The sequence below is a fragment of the Marinovum sp. genome (assembly GCF_034669705.1).
GTDB lineage: Bacteria > Pseudomonadota > Alphaproteobacteria > Rhodobacterales > Rhodobacteraceae > Marinovum.
Genome location: NZ_JAXMOR010000015.1, coordinates 94,570 through 115,873 on the forward strand (window position 1 = coordinate 94,570; position 21,304 = coordinate 115,873).

At 66.8% G+C, this 21,304-nt stretch carries 22 protein-coding genes; 12 read left to right on the top strand and 10 right to left on the bottom strand.

The genetic code is table 11. The annotated features are described in order from the left end of the window. Window positions 1-45: 45 nt before the first annotated feature. Window positions 46-1,044, bottom strand: a complete 999-nt coding sequence (locus tag VOI27_RS12405; RefSeq protein WP_323765663.1) for a polyprenyl synthetase family protein — start codon at window positions 1,042-1,044, stop codon at window positions 46-48. Between the two features lie 55 nt (window positions 1,045-1,099). Here VOI27_RS12405 and VOI27_RS12410 point away from each other — a divergent pair, with 55 nt between their 5' ends. From VOI27_RS12410 to VOI27_RS12420, 3 genes are all read left to right on the top strand, one after another. After that, a complete protein-coding gene (locus VOI27_RS12410; RefSeq protein ID WP_048532770.1) occupies window positions 1,100-1,312 on the top strand; it encodes a DUF2007 domain-containing protein in 213 nt (70 codons plus the stop codon). Beyond that, complete coding sequence (locus tag VOI27_RS12415; RefSeq protein WP_323765664.1) at window positions 1,287-2,072, top strand: tRNA1(Val) (adenine(37)-N6)-methyltransferase; 786 nt, start codon at window positions 1,287-1,289, stop codon at window positions 2,070-2,072. Before VOI27_RS12410 ends, VOI27_RS12415 begins: the two co-directional genes overlap by 26 nt. A 92-nt stretch (window positions 2,073-2,164) precedes the next feature. Continuing rightward, window positions 2,165-2,338, top strand: coding sequence for a YdcH family protein (locus VOI27_RS12420; RefSeq protein ID WP_323765665.1), 174 nt, complete (start codon window positions 2,165-2,167; stop codon window positions 2,336-2,338). A 212-nt stretch (window positions 2,339-2,550) separates the two neighbouring features. Here the strand turns inward: VOI27_RS12420 and phbB are convergent, their stop codons facing one another. The 3 genes from phbB to VOI27_RS12435 all read right to left on the bottom strand — a co-directional run bounded on the left by phbB (window position 2,551) and on the right by VOI27_RS12435 (window position 5,616). Next, a complete protein-coding gene (phbB, locus tag VOI27_RS12425; RefSeq protein WP_323765666.1) occupies window positions 2,551-3,273 on the bottom strand; it encodes an acetoacetyl-CoA reductase in 723 nt (240 codons plus the stop codon). Window positions 3,274-3,423: 150 nt separating this feature from the next. Continuing rightward, on the bottom strand, window positions 3,424-4,599 hold the full coding sequence (locus tag VOI27_RS12430) for an acetyl-CoA C-acetyltransferase (protein ID WP_323765667.1): 1,176 nt from the start codon (window positions 4,597-4,599) through the stop codon (window positions 3,424-3,426). Window positions 4,600-4,779: 180 nt separating this feature from the next. Further along, entirely contained in the window at window positions 4,780-5,616 is an 837-nt protein-coding gene (locus tag VOI27_RS12435) for an EAL domain-containing protein (RefSeq protein ID WP_323765668.1), read from the bottom strand. A gap of 87 nt (window positions 5,617-5,703) precedes the next feature. On the opposite strand from VOI27_RS12435, the gene VOI27_RS12440 reads away from it, so the two are divergent. From VOI27_RS12440 to VOI27_RS12465, 6 genes are all read left to right on the top strand, one after another. Next, a complete protein-coding gene (locus VOI27_RS12440; RefSeq protein ID WP_323765669.1) occupies window positions 5,704-6,282 on the top strand; it encodes a DNA-3-methyladenine glycosylase I in 579 nt (192 codons plus the stop codon). A 284-nt stretch (window positions 6,283-6,566) separates the two neighbouring features. Continuing rightward, complete coding sequence (gene rpsD, locus VOI27_RS12445; RefSeq protein WP_323765670.1) at window positions 6,567-7,187, top strand: 30S ribosomal protein S4; 621 nt, start codon at window positions 6,567-6,569, stop codon at window positions 7,185-7,187. An 80-nt stretch (window positions 7,188-7,267) separates the two neighbouring features. Beyond that, window positions 7,268-8,689, top strand: coding sequence for a homospermidine synthase (locus VOI27_RS12450; RefSeq protein ID WP_323765671.1), 1,422 nt, complete (start codon window positions 7,268-7,270; stop codon window positions 8,687-8,689). A gap of 501 nt (window positions 8,690-9,190) precedes the next feature. Beyond that, window positions 9,191-10,273, top strand: coding sequence for a histidinol-phosphate transaminase (gene hisC / locus VOI27_RS12455; RefSeq protein ID WP_323765672.1), 1,083 nt, complete (start codon window positions 9,191-9,193; stop codon window positions 10,271-10,273). Next, entirely contained in the window at window positions 10,273-11,196 is a 924-nt protein-coding gene (locus VOI27_RS12460; protein ID WP_323765673.1) for a prephenate/arogenate dehydrogenase family protein, read from the top strand. The genes hisC and VOI27_RS12460 overlap by 1 nt, the downstream gene beginning before the upstream one ends. A gap of 37 nt (window positions 11,197-11,233) precedes the next feature. Continuing rightward, on the top strand, window positions 11,234-12,016 hold the full coding sequence (locus VOI27_RS12465) for an extensin family protein (RefSeq protein WP_323765674.1): 783 nt from the start codon (window positions 11,234-11,236) through the stop codon (window positions 12,014-12,016). Here the strand turns inward: VOI27_RS12465 and VOI27_RS12470 are convergent. From VOI27_RS12470 to VOI27_RS12485, 4 genes are all read right to left on the bottom strand, one after another. Next, a complete protein-coding gene (locus tag VOI27_RS12470) occupies window positions 12,004-12,870 on the bottom strand; it encodes a hypothetical protein (protein ID WP_323765675.1) in 867 nt (288 codons plus the stop codon). The two genes, VOI27_RS12465 and VOI27_RS12470, sit on opposite strands and share 13 nt — an antisense overlap. Before the next feature lie 5 nt (window positions 12,871-12,875). Further along, entirely contained in the window at window positions 12,876-13,796 is a 921-nt protein-coding gene (locus tag VOI27_RS12475) for a manganese-dependent inorganic pyrophosphatase (RefSeq protein WP_323765676.1), read from the bottom strand. Between the two features lie 92 nt (window positions 13,797-13,888). Beyond that, a complete protein-coding gene (locus VOI27_RS12480) occupies window positions 13,889-14,674 on the bottom strand; it encodes an SseB family protein (protein WP_323765677.1) in 786 nt (261 codons plus the stop codon). Window positions 14,675-14,755: 81 nt separating this feature from the next. Continuing rightward, on the bottom strand, window positions 14,756-15,343 hold the full coding sequence (locus tag VOI27_RS12485; RefSeq protein WP_323765678.1) for a uracil-DNA glycosylase family protein: 588 nt from the start codon (window positions 15,341-15,343) through the stop codon (window positions 14,756-14,758). 172 nt (window positions 15,344-15,515) lie between these two features. Between VOI27_RS12485 and VOI27_RS12490 the strand changes: the two genes are divergently transcribed. From VOI27_RS12490 to VOI27_RS12500, 3 genes are all read left to right on the top strand, one after another. Beyond that, window positions 15,516-16,517: a tripartite tricarboxylate transporter substrate binding protein gene (locus VOI27_RS12490; protein ID WP_323765679.1), complete on the top strand. Its 1,002-nt coding sequence runs from the start codon at window positions 15,516-15,518 to the stop codon at window positions 16,515-16,517. Between the two features lie 100 nt (window positions 16,518-16,617). Continuing rightward, a complete protein-coding gene (locus VOI27_RS12495; RefSeq protein ID WP_323765680.1) occupies window positions 16,618-17,187 on the top strand; it encodes a tripartite tricarboxylate transporter TctB family protein in 570 nt (189 codons plus the stop codon). Continuing rightward, complete coding sequence (locus tag VOI27_RS12500; RefSeq protein WP_323765681.1) at window positions 17,184-18,692, top strand: tripartite tricarboxylate transporter permease; 1,509 nt, start codon at window positions 17,184-17,186, stop codon at window positions 18,690-18,692. The genes VOI27_RS12495 and VOI27_RS12500 overlap by 4 nt, the downstream gene beginning before the upstream one ends. 303 nt (window positions 18,693-18,995) lie before the next feature. Here the strand turns inward: VOI27_RS12500 and VOI27_RS12505 are convergent, their stop codons facing one another. After that, window positions 18,996-19,436: a type II 3-dehydroquinate dehydratase gene (locus VOI27_RS12505; RefSeq protein WP_323765682.1), complete on the bottom strand. Its 441-nt coding sequence runs from the start codon at window positions 19,434-19,436 to the stop codon at window positions 18,996-18,998. A 451-nt stretch (window positions 19,437-19,887) separates the two neighbouring features. After that, window positions 19,888-21,207: a sulfatase gene (locus VOI27_RS12510; protein WP_323765686.1), complete on the bottom strand. Its 1,320-nt coding sequence runs from the start codon at window positions 21,205-21,207 to the stop codon at window positions 19,888-19,890. Window positions 21,208-21,304 lie beyond the last annotated feature (97 nt).

Below are 21,304 nucleotides of genomic sequence, written 5' to 3' on the forward strand. Positions count from 1 at the left end.
GCTGAAAACCATGAGGTCCCGGGTCGGGCCCGGGACGGGAATGCGTCAGTTGACCCGGGCCACCACGTAGCTCGCAAGGTCGTCGAGCAGCTCGCGGATCGGATGCTCCGGCAGGCGGGTCAGCGCCGTGCGTGCCTTGTCGGCCCAGGCCAGCGCGTCCTGACGCGCCGCCTCGAGCGCGCCGTGCCGGTCGAGCAGCACCAGTGCGTGTTCAAGGTCGCCCTCGTCCTGCTGCCCCTTCTCGATGGTGCGCTTCCAGAAGGCGCGTTCCTCGGTGTCTGCCAGCGCCACCGCCTTGATTACCGGCAGGGTCAGCTTGCGCTCGCGGAAATCATCACCGACGTTCTTGCCGGTGGCCTCGGAGCCCCAGTAATCCAGCAGGTCGTCGACCATCTGAAAGGCGATCCCCAGCGCATCGCCGAAGTCGAACAGCGCCTGCACCTCGGCCTCCGGACGGCCGGCAATCACCCCGCCGACCTCGGTCGCGGCGGAAAACAGCGCGGCGGTCTTGCCGCGGATCACCTGCAGGTAGATGTCCTCGCCGGTGGCCAGGTTCTGCGCGGCCGAAAGCTGCAGCACCTCGCCCTCGGCAATCGTCGCGGCGGCGTTCGACAGGATGTCGAGCACCCGCAGATCGCCCGGCTCGACCATCAGCTGAAAGGCGCGCGCAAAGAGGTAATCGCCCACCAGCACGCTCGACTTGTTGTCCCAGAGCAGGTTCGCCGTGGGTCGGCCGCGGCGCTGGGCGCTCTCGTCGACCACGTCATCGTGCAGCAGCGTCGCGGTGTGGATGAATTCCACCGTCGCCGCCAGCTTGACGTGATCCTCGCCCTCGTAGCCGCACATCCGCGCGCAGGCCAGCGTCAGCATCGGCCGCAGCCGCTTGCCGCCGGCATCGACCAGATGCGCCGTCACCTCGGGGATGCGTGGCGCGTGTTTCGACGCCATGCGGGCGCGGATCACGCAGCCCACGGCCTCGAGATCACCGGCGAGGAGTTCGGCCAGCCGTTCGTGAGGTTTTGCCACCGCATTGTCCAAGCTCATCACACTCCCGTCACAAGGCTCGACATGCGCGCCGCCTTGCCCTTACATCGCCGACATGGAAGAGCTGTTGCGCACCAATGACATCACCGTCATCGCCTATGCCACCGCCCTGTTGCAGGACGAGGGTATAGAATGGTTTGAATTGGACGTAAATATGAGCGTGCTCGAAGGATCGATCGGCATCCTGCCGCGCCGGCTGATGGTGCGCAGAGATGAATTGGCGCGCGCCCGGGTGCTGATGCATGACCATGACATCCGTCTCGACTGAGACCACCGACAATGGCTTTCTCGGCGGCCGGCTGCAGATCCTGCAACCGCGCCGGGGGTATCGCGCCGGCATCGATCCGGTCCTGCTGGCGGCCAGCGTCGCGGCGCGGCCCGGTCAGGCGGTGCTGGAGCTGGGCTGCGGTGTCGGCACGGCACTTTTGTGCCTGGGCGCGCGGGTGCCGGGGCTGAGACTGGATGGGGTCGAGCTGCAGCCCGAATACGCGCTGCTGGCGCGCGAGAACGCGGCGCGCAACGGGCTCTCGGTCGAGATCACCACCGCCGACCTGACCACGCTTCCCGCTGCGCTCAAGGCCCGCAGTTTCGACCATGTGATTGCAAACCCACCGTATTTCCGGCGCGACAACAGTTCCGCCAGCCCCGACGCCGGGCGCGAGACCGGCCGTGGCGAGGCGCTGGCGCTGTCGGACTGGATCGCCGTGGCGGCGCGGCGGCTGAAGCCCGGCGGTACTGCCACTGTCATCCAGCGCGCCGAGCGGCTGCCGGAGATGCTGGCGGGCTGCGAAGGCCGGCTGGGATCGCTCGAGGTGCAGCCGTTGGCGCCGCGAGCGGGCCGCCCGGCGCGGCTGGTGCTGCTGCGTGGGCGCAAGGGCGGCGGGGCGGCGTTCCGCCTGCATGCGCCGCTGGTGCTGCATTGCGGCGCAGTGCATGCCGGCGACGGCGACGACTATGCGCCGGTGATCTCGGATGTGCTGCGAAACGGGGCAGCCTTGCCGTTCGGCGCGGCGTCCGGTCTGGCATAGGCGGCGGCTTGCAGGCTTTCGCAGACGCAGCGTGACACAACCGGAAATATGTGCTGCACTGAGAGTCCACACGATACCATAGGAGGATCCTCATGAGCTTGAGTTCGCACCTGCACGAATTGAAGAAGAAGCATCAGGTACTGTCGGACAGGGTGGAGGAAGCCCAGCGGGCGCCCGGTACGGATGACCTGACGATCGCGGACCTCAAAAAGCAGAAGTTGCGACTGAAGGAAGAAATTTCGCGGATTGCGGAGCAAGTTCACTAAGACACTCCGGCGACGGCACGCCGCGGCGTGTCGTCTGCTGTGACCCGTGCGCCGGCCCCGGGCCGGCCGCGAAGTGACTGGACAGGGGCGGTTTTCCGCCCCTTTTTGCTGTCTTGGCATCTGCCGCACTGGGGCCTGCAAAGAAATGGCCGGTCGCGGGGACCGGCCATCTGGTGGTGTTCAGCTGCCCGGCGGGCGCGGAGCAAAGACGCTCAGACGAAGAACTGCGCGCCGTTGGCCGAGATCGTCGAGCCGTTGATGAAGCCGGCGTCGTCGGAGGCGAGGAAGCTCACGCAGCGGGCGATTTCCTCGGGCTCGCCGAGACGGCCTGCGGGGATCTGACCGATGATCGATTCGCGGACCTTTTCCGGCACGGCCATCACCATCTCGGTGGCGATGTAGCCCGGGCAGATGGCATTGGCGGTGATGCCGGCGCGGGCGCCTTCCTGGGCCAGAGACTTCACGATCCCGAGATCGCCGGCCTTGGTGGCGGCATAGTTCACCTGGGCGAACTGGCCCTTCTGGCCGTTGATCGAGGAAATCACGATGACGCGGCCGAACTTGCGCTCGCGCATGCCGGGCCAGATCGGGTGGACGGTGTTGAACACGCCGGTGAGGTTGGTGTCGATCACCTCTTTCCACTGCTGCGGCGTCATCTTGTGGAACGGCGCGTCGCGGGTGATGCCGGCGTTGGCGACCACGATGTCGATCGGGCCGACCTCGGATTCGACCTTTTCGATCCCGGCCTTGGATTCGTCGTAATCGGCGACGTTCCACTTGTAGGTCTTGATGCCGGTTTCCTCGGTGAACTTGGCCGCGGCCTCGTCATTGCCGGCATAGGTGGCGACCACCGTGCAACCCTGTTCCTTGAGCGCCTTGGAAATCGCCGCGCCGATGCCGCGCGATCCTCCGGTGACGAGTGCTGTTCGTGCCATGATCTTCCTCCAAATCAAACTGCATTGTAATAGGGGTACCGCGTCACAAAATACCGCGCAACTTTATTGCGCTATTCGGACGCGACAAGATTTATCCTAAGCTTTTCGCGGGGTGGCCGGGGCGGCGAGTCGCCCCGGCCGACGCATGAATCAGGGCCGTTCGACGCAGAGCGCCACGCCCATGCCGCCGCCGATGCAGAGCGTGGCGAGGCCTTTCTTGGCGTCGCGGCGCTTCATCTCGAACAGCAGGGTGTTGAGCACGCGGGCGCCGGAGGCACCGATCGGATGGCCGATGGCGATGGCGCCGCCGTTGACGTTGACGATCGCCGGATCCCAGCCCATGTCCTTGTTGACCGCGCAGGCCTGGGCGGCGAAGGCCTCGTTGGCTTCCACCAGGTCGAGGTCCTCGACCTTCCAGCCGGCCTTTTCCAGCGCCTTGCGCGACGCATAGATCGGGCCGACGCCCATGATCGACGGGTCGAGCCCGGCGGTGGCATAGGAGGCGATGCGGGCCAGCGGCTCGATGCCGCGGCGCTCGGCCTCGTCGGCCGACATCAGCAGCGCACCGGCGGCACCGTCATTGAGACCCGAGGCATTGGCCGCGGTGACCGAGCCGTCCTTGGTGAAGGCCGGGCGCAGCTTCTGCATCGCTTCCATGGTGGCGCCATGGCGGATGTATTCGTCGTCCTTGACCTCGATGTCGCCCTTGCGGGTCTTGACGGTGAAGGGCACGATCTCATCGGCAAACTTGCCGGCCTTCTGAGCGGCCTCGGCCTTGTTCTGCGAGCTGACGGCGAATTCGTCCTGCTGGTCGCGGCTGATCTGCCACTTCTCGGCCACGTTCTCGGCGGTCTGGCCCATGTGATAGCCGTTGAAGGCATCCCAGAGTCCGTCGCGGATCATCGTGTCGATGTATTTCATGTCGCCCATCTTCTGGCCCTGGCGCAGGTTGGCGCAATGGGGCGACATCGACATGTTTTCCTGGCCGCCGGCGGCCACGATCGTGGCATCGCCAAGCTGGATGTGCTGGGCGGCGAGCGCCACGGCGCGCAGGCCCGAGCCACAGACCTGGTTGATGCCCCAGGCGGCGGATTCCTGCGGGAAACCGGCGTTGATATGCGCCTGGCGGGCCGGGTTCTGCCCCTGGCCTGCGGTCAGAACCTGGCCGAGGATGGTCTCGCTCACGTCGGATCCGTCGATGCCGGCGCGCTCGACAAGCGCCCGGAGCATGGTGGCGCCGAGGTCATGGGCGGGCGTATTGGCAAACGAGCCCAGGAAAGACCCGACAGGGGTCCGGGCGGCCGAGGCGATAACGACATTGGTCATGGTTTCTTCCTTCACCGTTTGTGGCGCAGGGACGATATCAGGACCTCACCTTGCGGCCCGATATCCCCCCGCCGCTCGAGACGATGAAATAGCCTATGCCTGCCGTTCTCACAACCGTTCCGTGCCCGCGGGCGGCGCTCGCGGCGAGGTGTTCTCAAACTGCCCGAAAAAGCATCACTGTCAGGCGCTGGCGCGGCTCTCGCGCGGGGCCAGCCAGCCGGGCGAGACCGTTGGAGCGCCGAAGAAATAGCCCTGCAGGCAATCGACGCCCATCGCGGTAAGTGTCGCAACATCCTCGGCGTTTTCGACATTCTCGGCCACGGTGAACATGTCGAACTGCTGCGCGATCGACAGGATCGCCTGGGTCAGCACCTGGTTGTCGGGGTCGGCGTGGATGTTGCGGATGAACTGGCCGTCGATCTTGAGGATGTCGAACTGGAACCGCTTGAAATGCCGCAGGGCGGTAAAGCCGGCGCCGAAGTCGTCGAGCGCGAAGGCAATGCCGCGTTTCTGCAGGTCCGACATGAAGCCGATGACGAGCTCTGGCACCAGCATTGCCGAGCCTTCGGTGATCTCGAGAATCAGCCGCTCGGCCACGGTCGGATCGGATCTGAGCCCGCGCTCGAGGGTGCGGGTCCAGGGCCGGTAGCCGATCGAGCGGGCCGACATGTTGATCGCCAGCCGCAGCGAGGGCGTGCGCGCCAGCGCCAGCAGGCCCTTTTCCAGCGCCAGGCAGTCGATCCGGCGGCCGGTCTCGGTCTCTTCAATGGTGTCGATGAACTCGGCGGCGGGGATCACCCGCCCGGTTTCGTCCAGCACCCGGATCAGCCCCTCGTAGAACGCCATGCGGTCGGGGCGGCGGGCCTGCACCACCGGTTGATAGGCCAGCATCACCTGCTTGTGACGCACCGCCTCCTCGACCATGCGCAGGGTGTCGCCGTCGCGCAGCATCAGCGCCTCTGCCAGCGCGTTGCGGCTTTCCCTGCGCGGGGCGTGCTGCCTCGCTCGCTCATCCATTGCCGGACCCTCCGTTGCGGTCAGGGCCAATCTGGGCAACAAGGTTTAATCTCGGGTTTACATCGCCCAACAAAAGCGGAGGCGCAGATGGATCATGACAGCAGGCGCTGCGGCTGGGCCGGGCCGGAGCCGATCTACATCGCCTATCACGACACTGAATGGGGGGTGCCGGAATATGACGCCCGCGCGCTCTGGGAAAAGCTGATCCTCGACGGCTTTCAGGCCGGGCTGAGCTGGATCACCATTCTCAAGAAGCGCGAGGCGTTCCGCGCCGCCTTTGCCGGTTTCGACCCGGAGGTGATCGCCGGATGGGGCGCGCCCGAGGTGACGCGCCTTCTGGCCAACCCCGGCATCATCCGCCACCGCGGCAAGATCGAGGCCACGATCACCAATGCCCGCGCCTATCTCGAGCTGGGGCAGGGGTTCGACGACTTCCTGTGGCGCTATGTTGACGGGGTGCCGTTGCAGAACCGCTTTGCCAGCGATGCCGAGGTGCCGCCGTTCACGCCGCTCTCGGAGCAGGTGTCGAAGGATCTCAAGAAGGCGGGTTTCCGGTTCTGCGGCCCGACGATCACCTATGCCTTCATGGAGGCCTGCGGGCTGGTCAACGACCACTTGACCTGCTGCCCGCGCCACGCCGCCTGCGCCGCTTTGGCCCGCGGCTGAGCCTCGGCGCCGAAAGCCGGGCCGAAACCGGGACCGGCGCTGTTGACTCTGCCATGGGCTGGTGTATACGCGCGGCTTCATTGGTGTTGGTGGCCCCCGCAAGGGGATGCCTGTCGAAGCCTCGGAACCGAGGTCTTAGAGGACAACGCCCTTTGCAGATGGCACGAGGCCCTTTCCGGGTCCGGCGCGCACTTACGGTCCGAGGCGGAGACGCGATTTCGGCCCGAGAAGTGGCAACCGGTTTTCGGAACAAGCCGACATGCCAATATAAAGGAGACCAGACGGTGACAAAACGCACCTCTGCCAAGTACAAGATCGACCGCCGCATGGGCGAAAACATCTGGGGCCGCCCGAAGTCCCCGGTGAACCGCCGCGAATACGGCCCCGGCCAGCACGGCCAGCGCCGCAAGGGCAAGCTGTCGGACTTCGGTCTGCAGCTGCGCGCCAAGCAGAAGCTGAAAGGCTACTACGGCGACCTGACCGAGAAACAGTTCCGCCGCATCTACCGCGAAGCCGAACGTGTGAAGGGTGACACCGGTGAGAACCTGATCGGCCTGCTCGAGCGCCGTCTCGACGCCGTGGTCTACCGCGCCAAGTTCGTCGCCACCGTGTTTGCCGCGCGCCAGTTCGTGAACCACGGCCACGTGACCGTGAACGGCCAGAAGGTCAACATCCCCTCCTACCGTGTGAAAGAGGGCGACGTGATCGAGGTTCGCGAGAAATCCAAGCAGATGGCGGCAATCCTCGAAGCCACCCAGCTGCCCGAGCGTGACGTGCCCGATTACATCGACGCCGACCACTCCAAGCTGAAGGTGACTTTCGTGCGCGCCCCCGGCCTGTCGGACGTGCCGTACCCGGTCGTCATGGAACCGAATCTCGTCATCGAATATTACGCTCAGAACTAATCCGTTCTGGCACCGATGTTCCGAAAGGCCGCGCTCGTCAGCGCGGCCTTTTGTTCATTCAGACCCCGGGGAGTGGGCGCATGACACAGGACTATCCCATCTACGGCCGCATTGACGGGCCCATCGTGATGATCGGCTTCGGCTCGATCGGCAAGGGCACCTGGCCGCTGATCGAACGGCACTTCGAATATGATGCGGATCAGTTCGTGGTGATCGAGCCCGACAAGGGCCATCACAACTTCCTGCGCCAGCACAAGCTGAGCTTCGTCGACACCGCGCTGACGCCCGAGAACTATCGCGAGGTGCTGGGCGGGCTGTTCCCGGACGGAAAAGGCTTCTGCGTCAACCTCAGCGTCGACACCTCCTCGCTCGATATCATGAAGCTCTGCCGTGAGCTGGGCGTGCTCTATATCGACACCGTGGTCGAGCCCTGGGCGGGCTATTACTTCGACACCGAGGACAATGCCGCGCGCACCAACTATGCCCTGCGCCAGAAGGTGCGCGACGAGAAGGCGGCCAACCCCGGCGGGACCACTGCCGTTTCCTGCTGCGGCGCCAATCCCGGCATGGTCAGCTGGTTCGTCAAGGAGGCGCTGCTGACCCTGGCCAAGGACACCGGCCGCGAGACCGAGACGCCTGCGGACCGCGACGGCTGGGCGAAGCTGATGCAATCGCTCGGGGTCAAGGGCGTCCACATCGCCGAGCGCGACACCCAGGCCCGCCGCACGCCGCGGCCGCGGGGCGTCTTCGTCAACACATGGTCGGTCGAGGGCTTCATTGCCGAGGGCTTCCAGCCGGCCGAGCTTGGCTGGGGCACGCATGAGACCTGGTTCCCCGAGAACGCCCATCGTCAGGACAAAGGCTGCCAGTCCGCGATCTGGCTGGAGCGTCCCGGCGCGATCACCCGCGTGCACTCGTGGTGCCCCACCCCCGGCCCGCAGTTCGGTTTCCTTGTGACCCATAACGAGGCGGTCTCGATCTCGGACTATTACACGGTGGGCGAGGGCCACGCGCCGGAGTTCCGTCCGACCTGCCACTACGCCTATCACCCCTCGGACGACGCGGTGCTGTCGCTGCACGAGATGTTCGGTTCGGGCCAGCAGCAGCAAAAGCACCACATCCTCACCGAGGACGAGATCGTCGAAGGCATCGACGAGTTGGGCGTGCTGCTCTTCGGTCACGAGAAGAACGCGCTCTGGTACGGCTCACGGCTGTCCAACGAAGAGACCCGCGACCTGGCGCCCTATCAGAATGCCACCGGGTTGCAGGTGACTTCGGCGGTGTTGGCGGGGATGGTCTGGGCGTTGGAGAACCCGCAGGCTGGGATTGTCGAGACCGACGAGATGGACCATGCCCGCTGTCTCGAGGTGCAGCGGCCTTATCTCGGCCCGGTCGAGGCGCATTACACCGACTGGACGCCGCTTCAGGACCGCTGGGAGCACTTCCCCGAGGAGATCGACGAGAGCGACCCCTGGCTGTTCCGCAACGTGCTGGCAAGCTGAGCCGGGCATTGCCGCGACCCGCCTCCTGCTGCTGGGGGACGCCGGCCCGGAACAAGGCTGCAGCCCGCCGGTCTCTCGGCGTTTGCAGCGCAAACGCCTGCCGACAGCACTTTGCCTGCAAAGTGTGAGAGGCCAGCGGCTGCCCGCCCCGTCGCACCAATGGTGCGCCGATGATAGTGGCACGCTTTCGGCGTGACGGGCTGCCGCTTTGGCTACTGCAGGCGGTTCCCATAAAGGTTCTACGGATTTTGTTGCCATAAAGTGTCAAGTCACCACCGTCAAAGCGGCACCCCGCGGGCAGCCACTGGCCCGGCTCGCGGCACTCTGCACGACCCCCGCCAACCGCAGCGACCCCGCGCCGGACCTGATCCGGCGCCTCCCCCTTCGACACCCGCGACCACGCCCCAGGGCAGGCCAGGCGCACAAAAGCACCGCGGCCAAGCAGCACCTTCCCTTGCCGGGCGGAGCGCTCTAAGAGGTTTCCCGGAAAGGAGCCCCCTCATGACGCTGATCACCCCGCAACCCGGGATCATGGAGATCGCCCTCTACGAAGGCGGCAAGTCGCAGATCGCCGGCCGTGACGACGTGCTCAAGCTGTCGTCGAACGAGAATCCTCTCGGCGTGCCGCCGGCCGCGCAAGAGGCGATGGCGGCGGCGGCGGGGCGGATGCATCTCTATCCCTCGACCGATCACGCCGCCCTGCGCCGCGCCATCGGCGAGGTCCACGGGCTCGACCCCGACCGGATCATCTGCGGCGTCGGCTCAGACGAAGTGCTGCAATTCGTGACCCAGGGCTTTGCCGGCCCGGGCGACGAGATCATCCACACCGAGCATGGCTTCTCGATGTACCCGGTGCTGATCCACATGAGCGGCGCCACCCCGGTCTGCGTGTCCGAGACCGACCGCCGGGTCGATGTCGACGCCATCCTTGACGCGGTGACCGACCGCACCCGGATCGTGCTGCTCACCAACCCCGGCAACCCCACCGGCACCCGGCTCAGCGACGACGCGCTCACGCGGCTGGCCGATGGCCTGCCGGAAAACGTCATCCTGGTGATCGATGCCGCCTATGCGGAATATGCCGAGGGCTACGATGGCGGTGCCCGCCTTGCCACCCAGCGGCCCAACGTGCTGATGACGCGGACGTTTTCCAAGATCTACGGGCTCGGCGGGCTGCGTGTCGGCTGGGGCTATGGTCCGCAAGAGATCATTGACGTGCTGCGCCGGCTGCGCCAGCCGTTCAACCTGTCGGAACTGCAAATGGCAGCGGCCGAGGCAGCGGTGCGCGATGGCAACTGGATGCGCGACTGCGCCGCCCTCAACGCCGACCAGCGCGCCCGGCTCACCGGCGCGCTGCGGCAGATGGGCATCGCCTGCGACGACAGCGACGCCAATTTCGTGCTGGCCCGCCTTGCCGATGAGGCCGAGGCCGCGGCGGCCGACCGGGCGCTGCAATCCGAGGGCATCCTGGTGCGCCGGGTCACCGGCTACGGTTTTCCCGAGGGGCTGCGGATCACCGTTGGTGACGCCGACCAGACCGGCCGGGTGATCGCCGCGCTCACGCGCTGGCGGGAGGGCAGCTGATGGCGCAGGTCTATGGCAAGGTGGCGCTGATCGGTCTCGGGCTGATCGCCTCGTCGTTGGCGCATGCCATGCGCCGCGGCGGCGTGGCGGGCGAGATCAGCGGCTATGCCCGCTCCGAGGCCACCCGCGACACCGCTCGGCGGATCGCGCTTTGCGACACGGTCTGCGACAGCGCCGAGGCGGCGGTCATGGATGCCGATCTCATCGTTTTGGCGGTGCCTGTGGGCGCCATGGGCGGCGTGGCCGAGGCGATCGCGCCGCATCTGAAACCGGGCGCCACGGTGATCGACGTCGGCTCGGTCAAGGCCGCGGTGGTAGAGGCGGTCGCGCCGCATATCCCCCACGGCGTGCATTTCGTGCCCAGCCACCCGATGGCCGGCACCGAGCATTCCGGGCCCGAGGCGGGCTTTGCCTCGCTGTTCGACAACCGCTGGACCCTGATCGTGCCACCCGAGGGCGTTGACATGGCCGCCGTCGAGACGGTCGAGACCTTCTGGCGCGCGCTCGGCGCCAATTGCGAACGCATGGAGGTCGAGCACCACGACCTGGTCTGCGCCGTGGTCAGCCACATCCCGCACCTGATCGCCTATACCATGGTGGGCGTCGCCGACGACCTGTCGCGGGTCTCCGATCAGGAGGTGATCAAGTTCTCCGCCGCCGGTTTCCGCGACTTCACCCGGATCGCCGCCTCCGACCCGACCATGTGGCGCGATGTCTTCCTGACCAACAAGCAGGCGACGCTCGAGATGCTGGGCCGGTTCACCGAAGAGCTCTTTGCCCTGCAGCGCGCCATCCGCACCGGCGACGGTGAGGAATTGTTCGATTATTTCACCCGGACGCGGGCGATCCGCCGTGGTATCATCGAGGCCGGACAGGACACGGACGCCCCCGATTTCGGCCGGGCGAAGAAGCACGACATGTGATGTCGGGCGAGATGTAGGGTAACGAGGGGCAGGTTTCATGCGGCGATTGGCGAGACGGGTTCTGACACGGCTGCTCTTGCCGATGGTGGCCGCGGGGGTGCTTGCCAGTGCCGCCGGCGCTGCCGCCCCCGAGACCAGCCAGCGGCCGCTGGCGCGGTCGGTCGGCTTCTTTCTCTCCACCATGTCGCCAGTGCAATTGCTGCCGCCATTGCCGGCGCGGCCGCTGCGCTCGCCCCGGCCGACGCTGCGCCCCGAGGGGCTGTTGAAAAGGGCCATGGCCCAGCGCGAGCCGCTGCGCGGCCAGCTGTGCGGCGTGCCCGGGATCGAGGGCGAGGAGATCGGCCCGGTCGCCGGCCGCATTGCCGGCTGCGGCACCGAGCGGGCGGTGCGGGTCTCGGCGGTCTCGGGGGTGCGGCTCAGCCAGCAGGCGGTGCTGACCTGCGGCACCGCCAAGGCATTGCAGGCCTGGGTCGACATCGGGCTGCGCCCGGCGGTGGGCAAGCTGGGCGGCGGCGTCGCCGGCCTGCGGGTCGCCGCGCATTATGCCTGCCGCACCCGCAACAACCGCCCCGGCGCCAAAATCAGCGAGCACGGCAAGGCGAGGGCGATCGACATCTCCGAGGTCGTGCTGGTCAATGGCGACACGCTCAACGTGCTGCGCGACTGGGGGCGGGGGGCCAAGGGAACGGCGCTGCGCCGGGCGCACAAGACCGCCTGCGGCACCTTCGGCACCACGCTCGGGCCGGGGTCCGACGGCTATCACGAAGATCATTTCCACTACGATACCGCGCGCCACCGCGGCGGTGCCTACTGTCGCTGAGCCTGCCAGGCGGCGCTTAGCCTGTCGCGCTGGTCTGGCGTGCGCTGCGCCACCGCCAGCGCGCCGATGGTCTCGTCCAGCGTCCCGCCTGCGCTGGCCTCGGCCCATCGGGTCAGGAGCTGCGCCAGCGCCGCCGTCCGCATGAACTCCGCGTCGGGCATCGGGATGCCGGTGGCGACCTTGCGGGCCTTGGTGCTGCGCCCTGCCGGCGGACGCAGGTCGAGCGCGCGGGAAAAGACCTGCTGCGCCAGCGTCGCCAGAGCCGCGCGCTGCGCCGGTTCGGTGCCATGCCGCCGCGCGACCAGCGCAAAGGCCAGGCAGCGCATTACATTGGCCGAACTGCGGTAGAAGCCGCCGGGCAGGGGCGCATCGAGATGGTGCCGGGCGGCTGCCAGGGCCTCGTCCATCAGCTCGGAGAGCAGCGCGCCGTCGCCCAGCATCAGCGCCGCGTTGAGCCCGACGTAGGCTCTTGAAAACGTGACGTGGCAACGATCCTGCCGGATGTCGTCGCTTGGGGGAAACCCGGCGATCTCGGGGCCCAGGGCCAGCAGCGCCGGCAGGCCCGCTGAGAGCGCGGCCGCGTCGCCCAGTTCCAGCGCCTTGTGGCTGCGGGCGATGCGGGCATTGGCGCGGTGATGCGCGGCGAGGCCGGGCAGGGCGGCGATAGCGTCAAACAGGGCGATCTGATCGTCGAGGGCGGCAGGCCGGGCGCGGGCGGAATAAAGCACCGAACCCGCGGCCCGGTTCATCTGCGCGGCCGGCAGGGCCCTGAGCCGCGCAATGGCCTGTTCGACCGGGAGCGCGCCGAGGTCCGGCAGCGCGCCCGCGGATTTGCCAAAGCCGAACAGGCCCACGGCGATCAGACCTTGAGGTTCGGAATGATCTGCTTCTTGCGGCTGACCACGCCGGGCAGGACCAGCGTGTCACCCGTGGCCTCGGCGTCAAAGCTCTTGGCGGCGACGGACTTCACAAGGTCGTTGGGCACCAGCAGGGTGGATTGCTCGTTCAGGATGTCGACGACAAACAGCAGCACCTGATCGACGCCGTCTTCCTTGGCCACATCCTCCATCGAGCGCATCAGGCTGTCCTTGCGGTCGAGCACGATCTTGGGCGAGGTGGTTTCCAGCACCGAGACGCGGAACTTGGTGTCGCCGACGGCATATTCCTTGCTGTCCATCCGCAAGAGCTCGGCATCGGTAAACGCCGAGACATCGGATTTCGCGGCAAACATCTTCTCGGCCAGATCGGCGATATCGACGCCCAGGTCCTTGGCCAGCGCATGGGCGATTGCGGTGTCTTCCTGCGTCGTGGTGGGCGAGCGGAATTCCAGCGTGTCGGAGAGGATGCACGACAGCATCGCGCCCTTGATCGCCTTGGGCGCCTGCGCGAGGTCGTCTCCGATCATCTTGTACATGAGGGTGGCGGTGCAGGCGAGCGGCTCGATGCGGATGTCGATCGGGCCCTTGGTTTCCAGCCCGCCGACCAGCTTGTGGTGGTCGATGATCGCCTGGATGTCGGCGTCGTTGATCCCCTCGGGAAGTTCCGCCGGGTTGTTGGTGTCGACGATCACCACCGGAGCACCGGCCTCGACGCCCGAGATGATCTCGGGCTTGTCGAGACCCCAGTGCTGCAGCACGAAGGCGGCCTCGGTGTTGGGTTCGCCCAGCAGCTTGGCCTCGGCCGGGGTGCCCTTGATCTCGGAGAGATACCAGGCCCAGACGAGGGGGGCGCCGGTGGAATCGGTGTCGGGAGATTTGTGGCCGAAAACCTGGATGGTCATGAATGTCGTCCTTGGAAACGTGGGGGTTGCCGCCTTATAGGCGGCGGGCTCTGGCTTGTCACGGGGGGCGGGTGCGGCGGTGCGCCCCCGGCTCAGCGCAGGATCGGCGGCTTGTCGGGGTCGCTGCCCGGGGCCGGGCGGGCCTCGGCCTCGGGCGGTTTCGGCAGGTCGAAGCGCAGCCCATGGCGTGCCAGCCGCGCCGCCATCGGATCGGAGGCGGCAAAGAAGGCCACGTCGAGCGCCGCCGCCTCAAGCCCCGAGAAAGTCAGCGCCTCGTTGATCGCCAGCGCCAGCGCCGGCTCGGCCCCCGGGGCGGCCTCGACAAAGCCCAGCAGGTGGCCCCGCGCGCCGCCCTCGTAGGTGACGCCGGCGAGATAGGCAAAACGCGCCAGCCCGCCGGCCGCCGCCAGCTTGGCATCGAGCGCGGTCAGCAGCGCATCGGGCAGGCCCCGCGGCGCGGTGATCTCCTCGGGCCGCGCCTCGGCCTCGGCCGGGCCGCCAGAGAGCGTCTCGGCCAGCCAGTCGACCGCCTCTGGCGGGATCAGGATTTGCGACGGCGCCACCTCTGGGTTGACCGCAAGTCCGATGCCCTGACCCGTCAGCATGCCGGCAATCGCCCGCCCCGAGAGCGCCACATAGGGCGAAATCCGGCCGGTGAACTGCGCCAGCCGCTCCTCGCGGTCAAACACCAGCACAAAGCGGGCGTCGGCCACGTCGAAGAGCTCGGGCTCGACCGCCTCGCCATCGGGATCGCGTGCCAGCAGCAGAAAGACCTCGCCATCGGCCAGCCTCTCGTAGAACCGCAGGCGGGCGGCTTCGTCTTCGGGCGCGGCCTCCATCGCGGCATGGGCCAGATCGAGCGGCGTGGGATCGGTCATCTCGGCATCTCCTTGGCCCGGACGGGGCTCGCCCGGGTGCGTTGCTCTCGGGTATTGCGCTGCGCGCCCGGTGGCAAGGCCTCAGCCCGCCAGCACCGCGCGCACCCGGCGCTGCAGCTCGGGCACCAGCTCGGTCTCGAACCAGGGGTTCTTCTTCAGCCAGGCGGTGTTGCGCCACGAGGGATGCGGCAGCGGGATCGTGTTCTCGGGCGCATCGCGCCAGTTGCGCACCACCTCGGTCACCGGCCGCCGCGTGCTCAGATGCCAGCGCTGGGCATGGCCGCCGATCAGCAGCTTGAGCCGCAGGTCGGGCATCACCGCCATGGCCCGCGCATGCCATGTTTTCGCACAGAGCGGCGGCGGAGGCAGGTCGCTGCCCTTGGCGTCATAGCCGGGAAAGCAGAAGCTGTTGGGCAGGATGCCGATCCGGCTGCGGTCGTAGAACGTGTCCTTGTCGACGCCCAGCCAGTCGCGCAGCCGGTCGCCCGAGCGGTCCCAGAACGGCATGCCGGCCTCGTGTACCCTGAGCCCCGGTGCCTGGCTGGCAATCAGCAGACGCGCCTCGGGCGCGAACCAGACCACCGGGCGCGGGGCATGGCGGGTCCGGGTCGCGGCGAAGCGCTCGGCGCAGAGCCGGCAGGCAGAGATATCGGTGGCGAGATCGCTCATGAGGGCATAGATAGGCGCCGCCGCGGTGCGCGCAAGCCGGCCGGCCGGTCTCTGCCCGGCAGACCCCGGGAGCGTCACGTCACATGCGGCTTCTTGCATCGGCTTACCCCGGTGTTAACCTTCGGGCAGGGCAGGCGCCTGTCCCATTTCAACGATCCTTGGGAGGACATTTATGAAACGCGTTATCATCGGCGCCCTCGGTGCGCTTGCACTGACCGCGACCACCGCGGCGGCGGAGTACCCGGAAAAGGAAATTCAGGGCATCATCCAGTGGGGGGCCGGCGGCTCGACCGACACGGTGATGCGCGCGGTCACGCCGCATGCCGAAGAGGTTCTGGGCGGCACCGTGGTCATGCAGAACATGACCGGCGCGGTCGGCGCCATCGCGCTCAACCATGTCGCCGGCGCCGACGCCGACGGCTACACCCTGCTGATGGGCGCGGAAAACCCGATGCTCTACAAGATCATGGGTCTGGGCGACAAGGATTACAACGAGTTCATCCCGATCTCGCTGCTGGCCCGCGGCACGCCGATCCTTGTGGCCAACAAGGACGCGCCCTTCGACGATTACGCCGGCATGATGGAGCATATCCGCGCCAACCCCGGCGAGGTCCGCTTTGGCGCCACCGGCCCCGGCGGGCTGCCCTCGGTGATCACGGCGATGATCGACTCGGTCGAGGGCGGGCTCGACGTGATCGCGGTGCCCTATGACGGTGACGGTCCGGCGCTGACCGGCTTGCAGGGCGGGGCGGTCGATGTGATGCCCGCGGTGCTGGGCGTCGCCATCGAAGGCATCCGCGCCGGCAACATGAAGCCGCTGGCGATCTTCGACGTCGAGACGCACGAAAAGCTTCCCGATGTGCCGCCGGTGACCGAGTTCAACGAGGCCTACAACACTTACCTGCCGTGGGGGCCGTTCTTTGGCGTCTTCGTGCCGAACGGAACGCCTGACGGGGTGGTGGCCAAGCTGTCGGAGGCCTATGCTGCCGGCGTCGCGCATCCCGACTTCGTCTCGCTGATGGAGGATCGCGGCTTTACCCTGATGGGCATCTCCGGCGACGCGGCGCGCGACTTTCTGACCAAGTGGCAGCAGAGCACCGCCTGGCTGTTGCAGGATGCCGGTCACACCAAAGCCTCGCCCGAGACGTTCGGCATCGCCCGTCCCGGCGAGTGATCGCCTGACCGGCCTTCCCCGCCTGCGTAGAACCGGCGCCGCGCGTTCAGCTGATGCGCGGCGTCTTTCACGTCACGCGCGGCCTTTCTGAAAGGATACCATGCCCCATATCGATCCCGAACATCACGACGGCACCTCCGACGCCACCCCCGGCGGCGTGCCTGACCGGCGCCGGCCCGGAGAGCTGGCCTTCGCCGGGGTGATGCTGGCCGCCAGCCTCGGCCTCTTGTGGAGCGCCTACGGCATCTCCGGTTTCGAGGCGTTGTCGGGTGCCGGATCGGTGCCGATGGCCACGACATTCGTGATGGTGGTGGCATCGGGGATGGTGCTGGTCAAGACCGCCCGCCTGCCGCTCGACCGTGCCGAGACGCTGGCCCGCGATATCTTGCCACCGGTGGTCGTGCTCTTTGCCGGGGCCTTGGTGCTTTACGGCATCCTGTTGAAGCCGCTGGGCTTCCTGCCGACCTCGGCGCTGTTCCTGGTGGTCGCCGTCAAGGCCCTCGCAAAACGCGGCTGGCTCTGGACGCTGGGCGTCGCGTTCTCCAGCCTGGTGGTGATCTGGCTGATCTTCCGCATCGTCTTTTCGGTGCTGATGCCCGCCGGCATCCTGCCAGAGGCCGAGGTCATCCAGATCTTCCGCGACCTGTTGCAGGGAGAGACCCGGCAATGAGCGCGCTGATGGATTTCCTCACCGTCTTTTCGCAACCGCAACTGCTCTTGCTGGTGGGTCTGGGCACTTTCGCCGGGGTCTATGTCGGCGCCATTCCGGGCCTGTCGGTCACCATGGCGGTGTCGATCCTGATCTCCTTCACCTTCTCCTGGGATGTCTACCCTGCGATCTCGTTGATGATCGGCATCTACATGGGCGGGGTCTATGGCGGCTCGCGCACCGCGATCCTGCTCAACATTCCCGGCGCGCCCTCGGCCATCGCCACCGCGCTTGACGGCTACCCGATGGCCAAGCGCGGCGAAGCGGGCGAGGCCATCGGCGTCACCACCGTCATGAGCTTCATCGGCGGCTTCATCGGCATCGGCGTGCTGGCCCTGGCCGCGCCGCTGGTCAGTGACTTCGCGCTGACCTTCCAGCCGCGCGACTACATGCTCCTGGCGATCCTCGGCATCCTGCTGGTCGGCTCGCTGTCGCAGGGCAGCCTCGTCAAGGGCATCTTCGCCGGTGCCCTCGGCATCGCCATCGGCGCCGTCGGCCGCGACCCGCTGACCTTTGCCGAGCGCTTCACCTTCGACTTCCAGATCCTCGAAGGCGGCATCTCCTTCATTGCCGTCATGATCGGCATGTTCGGCGTCTCGGAGGCGCTGGCACAGCTGCATCACGTCGACAAGGACGCGGTGCGCCAGAACATCACCCGAATCGTGCCCTCGCTGGCGACGGTCCGCAAACACCTGCCGCTGAGCCTTCAGACCTCCACCATCGGCGTCACCATCGGCGCGCTGCCCGGCACCGGCGGCGACATCGCGGCGCTGATGGCCTATGACCACGCCAAACGCGTCACCAAGAACCCCGAGCGCCAGTTCGGCGAGGGGGCGATAGAGGGCCTCGTGGCCCCGGAGACCGCCAACAACGCCGCCGTGGGCGGTGCCTTCATCCCGATGATGACGCTGGGCATCCCCGGCGACGCGGTGACCGCGATCATGATCGGCGCGCTCTTCATCCACGGGCTGAACCCCGGCCCGATGCTGATGATCGACCAGCCCGACATGTTCTGGTTCATCGTCGGGGCGCTGGTGACCGCCAACTGCTTCATGCTGCTCTTCGGCCTGACCGGCATCAAGCTCTTCACCAGGATCGTCGAGATGCCGCGCGCGGTGCTGATCCCGCTGATCATGCTGCTGTCGATCGTCGGCGCCTACGCGGTGAACAATTCAATCACCGACGTCTACTGGATGCTGGGGTTCGGCGTCTTCGGCTATTTCATGCGCCACTACGGCTATCCGCTGGGGCCGGTCATCCTCGGGGTGATCCTGTCGCGGCTGCTGGATGACAACTGGCGCCGGGCGATCATCTCGGAACGCGAGGACCTTGGCCGTTTGTTCGAGGGTATCGTGACGAGCCCGCTGTCGCTGGTGCTGTTCACCGCGGTGATCCTGATCTTCGTCTCGCAGACCCCGCTCTGGACCCGCGCCAAGGCCCACCTCTTCAAGCGGGCCCGCACATGAGCCGCATCTAGCCGGACCTGATGGGCGACAACATCGCCCGGTTCAACTCCCTTGCCAGCACCGCAGCGCAGGCCAGCAGGCGGGGCTGGATGTGGCCTATGACCGGCCCGGGGAAGGACGTCGATGGGGTCTTCGCCGCGCCGCAGACCGGCGCTCCGCCCGACCACGCCGCTGTCCCAAGCGACGAGAGATCAGGACCGCCGTCGCCACCGCTTCTACCTCCGGCAATCCGCCGCCAGACCTTCGCTCGATGGCGCCCGACCGCGCCGCCCGTGCCCATGACGGCAAGCCGGGACGGCATGATTATCCGGTCGCGCCGACCAGCTTGCAGATCCGCTGCACCCCGGCGGCATAGCCGTCGATTCCCAGCCCGGCGATCACCGCATCGGCGCGGTGCGAGACATAGGAGTGATGTCGAAAGGCCTCGCGCTTATGGATCTGGCTGATGTGCACCTCGATCACCGGCCCTTCAAAGGTGTTGAGCGCATCGAGGATGGCCACCGAGGTGTGGCTGTAGGCGCCGGGGTTGATGACGATGCCACAGGCGGCCTCGCGTGCGGCATGAATCGCATCGACCAGCGCGCCCTCGTGGTTGGATTGCAGCGCCGTGATGTCGAACCCCGGCGCGCAGGCCTCGCGGCACAGGCGGGTGACGTCGTCGAGGGTCTCATCGCCATAGATCTCGGGCTGGCGTTTGCCCAGCAGGTTCAGGTTGGGGCCGTTGAGCAGGGAGATGGTTTTCATCGGAAGGGCCTTCGCAGGGAGGAAAACAGAGAGGGTGCCTCGCCCTGATACCCAAGCATGCGCGGCAGGAACAGTATTACCTCCGGCGCCAGGCTCAGCACCAAGTGCGGCGTTATAAATAAGGCGAGGACCGGCAGCACCTTAAGGATGATCTCGGGCGAGTGTCTGCGTCACGTCGTTGCTGGCCAACAGGATGCTGTAGGGCGCCCCCGGCGGCATTGCGCATCAAAGGCGACCCCTTTTAAAGATGTCGCCACCGTTACCCGCGCCAGCTCCGATTTGTCACAGCTTCGAACAGAGCGCCGGTGTCTTCATCCTGGGTGTAGCGTCAGATCGAGAAAGCCTGCCAGAATTGCGCAACGCAGGACAGACGCTGCCCGAGCGGGCGTTCGCGCTCGACGCTGTGAGACCTTGCTTCGCAGTGGCGACGACAGCTGGGAGCGCAATGTGCCTAAAGTGTCGGTCCGGGGTCCACGCCGCCGCTGCTTTGGTAGAACCAGTCGTCCGCGAAGGCTTCGCCGTCGGTCTCGGCATCCACCGGGGCAATCTGGCCGCGGCCGTAGACAGGCTGTTTGGTCGCGTCGCGGGCGGGGACGACGTACTGACGGAACCAATTTGCGATGCGCTGTTCGAGTGCGGCCGCGATTTCGGCGTGGTCGGGCGAGGCGATCAGGTCATTCATTTCCTCGGGGTCCGCGACCATGTCGTAGGGTTCGTTCGGCCAGTCGCCCTTGCGCCAGACAAACTTCCATCGGCTGTCGCGCAGCATCCGCACCGGTCCGTATTCGTCGAAGACAACGACCTCGGTGTCCTGGGTGTCGTCGGCCTCGGTCAGGCTGCGCACAAAGGATTTGCCGGGCAGGTTCTCGGCCACCTTGGCGTCGATGCCGAGGTAGTCCAGCAGGGTCTGGCAGAAGTCGTAGTGGCTGATCAGCGCGCTCGAGGCACGGGGCGTGATGCGGCCGGGGTGCGCCATCAGGAAAGGCACGCGGACCGCTTGATCGTACATGTTCTGCGGATATGTGGCTTTGCCCTTGCCGTAGATGCCGTGGTGGCCGAGGCTCATGCCGTTATCGCTGGTAAAGACGATCAGCGTGTCCTCCTCCAACCCCAGCGTCCTGAGTTGCTCCAGCACCCGGCCGATCGCCGCATCAGCGGCGGTGAGCGAGGTGCAGTAGCCCTGGATCATCTCGTCGACGTCTTCCTGGGGATAGACGCCGTTGTTGATCTGGTGTGGGTGGCGGGGCAGCTTGGGGAAGGTCTCGAAGGGGCAGTCGTCGTATTCATGCCAGACGTCGCCCGGATGCTGCGCCTTCGCCCAGGGCCGGTGCGGCGCCGAGAAGTTGAGCGACAGGAAGAACGGGCGGTCCGAACCGGCGCGGGCATCGAGGTAGGAGACGGCCTCGTCGGCGAGGAAGTCGGTGAGATAGCCGGGCACGACCTCTTCCGCGCCGTCGCGGTAGATACGGGCGCCATAGTAGCTGTCGGAGCCTTTCGGCATGGTGATCCAGTGGGTGAAGCCCTTTTGCGGGCGGGCGCTGTCGCCCAGGTGCCACTTGCCGATCAATCCGCAGTCATAGCCGTTGTCGTGCAGCACATCGCTGAACCCGGCCATACCTTTGAGGTATTCGACCGGGGTGTCGCCGTTCTTCGCCTCGGAGCCCTGGCGGATCCAGTCGATCACGCCGTGCTGCGAGGGAATGCGGCCGGTCAGAAGCGAGGCGCGGGCCGGGGAGCAGACTGACGTGCCCCCCGCAAAATCCCTCACCATGAAGTAGAGTTTGCCCAACCTATGTAGGAGCAGACGAATGCGAAAGAGCCGTTTCACCGAGGCGCAAATCATCGGGATGATCAAAGAGCAGGAAGCC

Coding starts and splice junctions, on each gene's coding strand:
- VOI27_RS12405 (WP_323765663.1), bottom strand. CDS start 1,044: ATGAGCTTGGACAATGCGGTGGCAAAACCTCACGAACGGCTGGCCGAA.
- VOI27_RS12410 (WP_048532770.1), top strand. CDS start 1,100: ATGGAAGAGCTGTTGCGCACCAATGACATCACCGTCATCGCCTATGCC.
- VOI27_RS12415 (WP_323765664.1), top strand. CDS start 1,287: ATGACCATGACATCCGTCTCGACTGAGACCACCGACAATGGCTTTCTC.
- VOI27_RS12420 (WP_323765665.1), top strand. CDS start 2,165: ATGAGCTTGAGTTCGCACCTGCACGAATTGAAGAAGAAGCATCAGGTA.
- phbB (WP_323765666.1), bottom strand. CDS start 3,273: ATGGCACGAACAGCACTCGTCACCGGAGGATCGCGCGGCATCGGCGCG.
- VOI27_RS12430 (WP_323765667.1), bottom strand. CDS start 4,599: ATGACCAATGTCGTTATCGCCTCGGCCGCCCGGACCCCTGTCGGGTCT.
- VOI27_RS12435 (WP_323765668.1), bottom strand. CDS start 5,616: ATGGATGAGCGAGCGAGGCAGCACGCCCCGCGCAGGGAAAGCCGCAAC.
- VOI27_RS12440 (WP_323765669.1), top strand. CDS start 5,704: ATGGATCATGACAGCAGGCGCTGCGGCTGGGCCGGGCCGGAGCCGATC.
- VOI27_RS12450 (WP_323765671.1), top strand. CDS start 7,268: ATGACACAGGACTATCCCATCTACGGCCGCATTGACGGGCCCATCGTG.
- hisC (WP_323765672.1), top strand. CDS start 9,191: ATGACGCTGATCACCCCGCAACCCGGGATCATGGAGATCGCCCTCTAC.
- VOI27_RS12460 (WP_323765673.1), top strand. CDS start 10,273: ATGGCGCAGGTCTATGGCAAGGTGGCGCTGATCGGTCTCGGGCTGATC.
- VOI27_RS12465 (WP_323765674.1), top strand. CDS start 11,234: ATGCGGCGATTGGCGAGACGGGTTCTGACACGGCTGCTCTTGCCGATG.
- VOI27_RS12475 (WP_323765676.1), bottom strand. CDS start 13,796: ATGACCATCCAGGTTTTCGGCCACAAATCTCCCGACACCGATTCCACC.
- VOI27_RS12480 (WP_323765677.1), bottom strand. CDS start 14,674: ATGACCGATCCCACGCCGCTCGATCTGGCCCATGCCGCGATGGAGGCC.
- VOI27_RS12485 (WP_323765678.1), bottom strand. CDS start 15,343: ATGAGCGATCTCGCCACCGATATCTCTGCCTGCCGGCTCTGCGCCGAG.
- VOI27_RS12490 (WP_323765679.1), top strand. CDS start 15,516: ATGAAACGCGTTATCATCGGCGCCCTCGGTGCGCTTGCACTGACCGCG.
- VOI27_RS12495 (WP_323765680.1), top strand. CDS start 16,618: ATGCCCCATATCGATCCCGAACATCACGACGGCACCTCCGACGCCACC.
- VOI27_RS12500 (WP_323765681.1), top strand. CDS start 17,184: ATGAGCGCGCTGATGGATTTCCTCACCGTCTTTTCGCAACCGCAACTG.
- VOI27_RS12505 (WP_323765682.1), bottom strand. CDS start 19,436: ATGAAAACCATCTCCCTGCTCAACGGCCCCAACCTGAACCTGCTGGGC.
- VOI27_RS12510 (WP_323765686.1), bottom strand. CDS start 21,207: ATGGTGAGGGATTTTGCGGGGGGCACGTCAGTCTGCTCCCCGGCCCGC.